Source organism: Hyphomonas pacifica (genome assembly GCF_000682675.1).
In the GTDB taxonomy this organism is placed as follows: Bacteria; Pseudomonadota; Alphaproteobacteria; order Caulobacterales; family Hyphomonadaceae; genus Hyphomonas; species Hyphomonas pacifica.
On the sequence record NZ_AWFA01000062.1, the window covers coordinates 1 to 3,875 of the forward strand.

Here is a 3,875-nt window from a genome sequence, read left to right on the forward strand (position 1 = left end):
CCTCTGCGCCATAGGTCTGACGGTAGATTTCTGCATAGTCGCTGAGCGCGCTCGCGAGATCGGGATCGATGGCGAGGTTCATGCGGACCGGCGTGCGGTCGGGTAATTGTCCAAGTCGCAGAGTCATTGTGCGGCTCCTTGTGGATGGGGTCTGAGGATCAGGTCGCGGGTGACGACCACGCGCACCGGCCAGCCGGGTCTGACCTTGATCGTCGGCTGAATGCCGAGATTGCGATCGACAACCCTCTGACCGGCCTGGTTGATCGTGTCGGTCGTGCCGCGCCGGATGGCGCGTTCAATGTCGCCATCGCCGTCTGCACCGAGTTCGGCGCCGATGCCGAGAATGGTTGCAAGACCCGCGGCTGCGAAGACGCGACCCCAATGATGATCGGTTCGATCCGAGAGACCCGCAAAGCCTTGCGCATCAGCGCCTGGCGCGGAAATCACAATCGACGACCCGTCCGGGAAGATGATCCGGTCCCAGGTCACGAGTGCGCGGTCCTGCCCGAAAGAGACTTCCGACTGGTAGCGCCCGATCAGGCGCGAGCCCTGCGGGATCAGAAGATGTTGTCCCGTCACGGTGTCGAACACGGGTTGCGTCACCTGCGCGACGATGGTTCCGGGCAGGTCCGAGTTGATGCCGGTGACCAGACTTGCGGGGATCAACGTGCCTGCCATGACCTGATAGGGCGAGGCCGGGTCTTGGATGCGGTGTGCATTGTAGATGTCGGAGGCCGGGCCGTCGCTGGCAAAGGTCAGTTTGCGGGACTGTAGATTGGTGTCGGTGGACGCGCCGAATGCTGACGGCGCGCCTTGCGGCAGAGCCGCGAGCGCCAGCAACTCTGAGCCCAGGTCAAGGGCGGGGTCGCGGGTAGCCGGGCGAGTGTCGGCGACGGTTTGACCGCTGGTTGCCGACTGAAGCTGAAAGAAGACGGGCGCACGAGCGGCTTCATCAGCGAGCGCGGCTTCGCGCATTCGTCTGGCGCGCTCGGCTTCATCGGCAGGGTTCGGACGGAAATCGTCTTCAAACCGGGTGATGTATTCCGGTTCGATGCCCAGCTCGCGTTCGGCCTGCAGCATTGTCGCGCCGAGATCACCCGACAGCGGCGGACCGAGCCGCGCAATGCGGTCCTCAATGGGCGCGATGTCGCTGTAACTCTCTGGCAGCTTCGTTAGTCCTTCAGGCGTTCTTGTATTTGTCGTGTTGTAAAGTTCTCGGCGGGCGTCCGGATCGGCGGCGGTCGGCGGCTTTAGCGCTATGCTCATCGCGGCGAACAGGGCGAGCACGCTGAGCCCGGCGCCGACGATCAACACTTTCCGATTGATCCGTGTAACCGGTTTCGGGCTGGAGCGGATCTTCAGCCGCTCGGCATGTTCGTCAAAAGGGATGGGCTCGGACATGCGCTCAGCCCCCAAAGATCGCCGCAAGGCCGGAGCGCTGCTGACTGCGGGAGATACGGACGACCGTTTGGTTACGCTCCCCAAGGCGAAGCTCGGCGGCCCGGAACAGCCGATCGACCACATAGTAATTGCCACGCACGCGGTAGTTTACCAGCTCCGCATCGCCATCGGCGCCCAGCACGAAAAGCGGCGGCATGTCTGTCGTGGCGATGTCCTCCGGCATCTGGATGAAGACCTGACGGCCATCATCAAAGACGCGGACAGGCTTCCAGTCCGGACTGTCGCCGGAGAGGCGATAGTCGAAGTTCAGGCCTTCCAGCGTCAGGCCGCGCTCAATGCTTCCCGCGTCCCGTGCGATCGCGCGCTCATTGCGGGCAGTGAGGCCTGCGAGTTCATCCGCGGGGTAGCGCCAGGACAGAGCGGCCATATAGCCGCCGTCGACGCTTTCCAATTCAAGATGATAAGTGCGTCGGTCGGTTGCGATCATCAGATTGGTGCGGATGCCGGACGAGATCGGCTTGACCAGCACATGCGCGCGGGCGGTGGCGCCAGAGCCTGAGATTGTGTCGCCGACCACCCAGCGCACCGTGTCGCCCGCCGAAACCGAAACGAGGTCTTCGCCGGGCTGCAGCGCGACATCGCTGACCTGACCCGGACTGGCATAAAGACGGTAGAGCGCGCCTTCCGTGTAGGGATAGACCTGTATCGCATTTACATAGCCATCGACCGAGGGCTCAATAAGGGCGCTTGTCCGGCCCTCGCGGATCGCCTGGGTCGGCGAGAGACGCGGCGCCGGCGCGGAGGCCTCTATCGCTTTCATCTGACCCGGCAGCGGTAGGGCGACCGCGGTCTCGATGATCTCAACGGGATAGTCGGCATCATCTTCAATCGGTGTGGCCGCGATGAAGGCGCTGGACTCAATCGGCTCCAGTTCGGTCGTGGCGCAGGCTGTGGTGAGCGCGAGGGCGGATGTGGCGAGGATAAAGCGAAACATGGGGATCATTCTCCTGTAACAAGGTCCTGTCCCCAGTTCAGGGAATGGACATAAAGGCCGAGCGGATTGGCGCGCAGGGTTTCTGCGTTGGTCGGCGGCTGGGTGATGATTGTGAAATTGCCAGTAAACCTCTGGACACGGACGAGCGCGCCATTCTCATAGGTTTTCTCTATCCAGCGGGCCTGGAAACTGTCATCGGAGACGCGCACGACGCTGACGACATCCACCGTGCGGGATTTTCGCCCGACATCCGCGAAGGGGTCATTGTCCTGCGCATACTGATTGAGCGTGGTTGAGGCGCGGTCTGTCACGAAATCATAGGCGCGCAGCCAGTTCTCGCGCACGACAACCGGATCGACGGAAAGTCCGCGGACATTCTCGATGAAGCCTGCAAGATGATGGGCGATCTGGGCGTCGGTCGGCGAATAGCGTTCCGTCGCCGGGGCGACAGCGCGGGCGGCGCCTGTCTCATCGACTTCGACGACATAAGGCGTCACCGTCGATTGCAGGCTTCGCCAGACAAGGGCGCTTGTGGTGACGAAGCAGAGGCCGAGACATCCGAGCGCTATCAGCCGCCAGTTCTTCGCCTGCACGCGGGCCGACCCGATCCGCTCGTCCCAGACCTGACCCGCTTTCTGATAAGGCGTTTCAGGGAAAGGGCTCAGGCCATAGGTGGTGGAAGATCGTTTGAACATCTACTCGTCCTTGTCATTGAGTTGCGGGGCGGCGCCGGGCGAACCGCGATCGCCGTCGCGAAGACTGTGCGCCGCCATCTGTCCAGCCTGGGTCGCATTCTGGCGGGCCTGCATCCGACGCGCCCATCCCGGGCTTGAGGTTGAAGATGTTGGTGCGGACGCTTCCGCTCCGCCGGAGCCGCCAGTTGTGCGCCACGCACCCTGACTGCCACGCCGGTACGCGTCTCGAAGGGACTGCGCCGGACGGCTTGCTGTTCTGCGAATGGCGTCGCCGCCTGCGCGCGCCATACCGGCGACACCTGCAGCGACGGCTCCCACGCCGGTCGCGCCGGATGCAACTGAGCCAAGCGTGTAGGCGGTGCGTCCTGCGCCCGCCATCGAAGCGCCCGCCTTGACGGCTGAGGACGCTCCGCTTGCGGCGGCACCCATTGCCGCACGCCCGCCCGCGCCAGCAACATAAGTCCCTGCAGCAACGCCAGCGGTCGCGCCGGCGGCTGATCCGGCCCCGAGCTGCGGCGCGCCGGTGATCAGCCCGCTGGCGACACCGGGCGCAAAGATGCCCATCCAGAAGAAAACAATAGCTGCGAGCACCGTGCCCATGACCTGGGCGAGCGTGACTTCATCGCCCGTGCGGAAGGCGTCGGTGACGGACGCAAACAGGGTTGAGCCGATGCCGATAATGACCGCCAGCACCATCAGCTTGATGCCGGAGGTGACGACATTGCCAAGCACGCGCTCAGCGAGAAACGCCGATTTGTTCCAGAGCGCGAAGGGCACGAGCACGA

5 protein-coding genes are annotated in these 3,875 nt (G+C 63.8%); all 5 read right to left on the reverse strand.

Annotation, left to right across the window (positions count from 1 at the left end):
• A partial coding sequence (locus tag HY2_RS17800) for a DUF2274 domain-containing protein (RefSeq protein ID WP_034828927.1) occupies positions 1-127 on the reverse strand: 127 nt, incomplete at its 3' end.
• Positions 124-1,401 carry a TraB/TrbI/VirB10 family type IV secretion system protein gene (locus HY2_RS14565; RefSeq protein ID WP_034828928.1) on the reverse strand — a complete coding sequence of 426 codons (1,278 nt, stop codon included), beginning with the start codon at positions 1,399-1,401 and terminating at the stop codon, positions 124-126. The genes HY2_RS17800 and HY2_RS14565, both read right to left, overlap by 4 nt.
• A 4-nt stretch (positions 1,402-1,405) precedes the next feature.
• On the reverse strand, positions 1,406-2,395 hold the full coding sequence (gene trbG / locus HY2_RS14570) for a P-type conjugative transfer protein TrbG (RefSeq protein ID WP_034828931.1): 990 nt from the start codon (positions 2,393-2,395) through the stop codon (positions 1,406-1,408).
• A gap of 5 nt (positions 2,396-2,400) precedes the next feature.
• Positions 2,401-3,090 (reverse strand): conjugal transfer protein TrbF, encoded by a 690-nt coding sequence (trbF, locus tag HY2_RS14575; RefSeq protein ID WP_034828929.1) that lies wholly within the window; start codon positions 3,088-3,090, stop codon positions 2,401-2,403.
• The coding region (locus tag HY2_RS14580; RefSeq protein WP_034828930.1) for a type IV secretion system protein at positions 3,091-3,875 on the reverse strand (785 nt) is incomplete at its 5' end.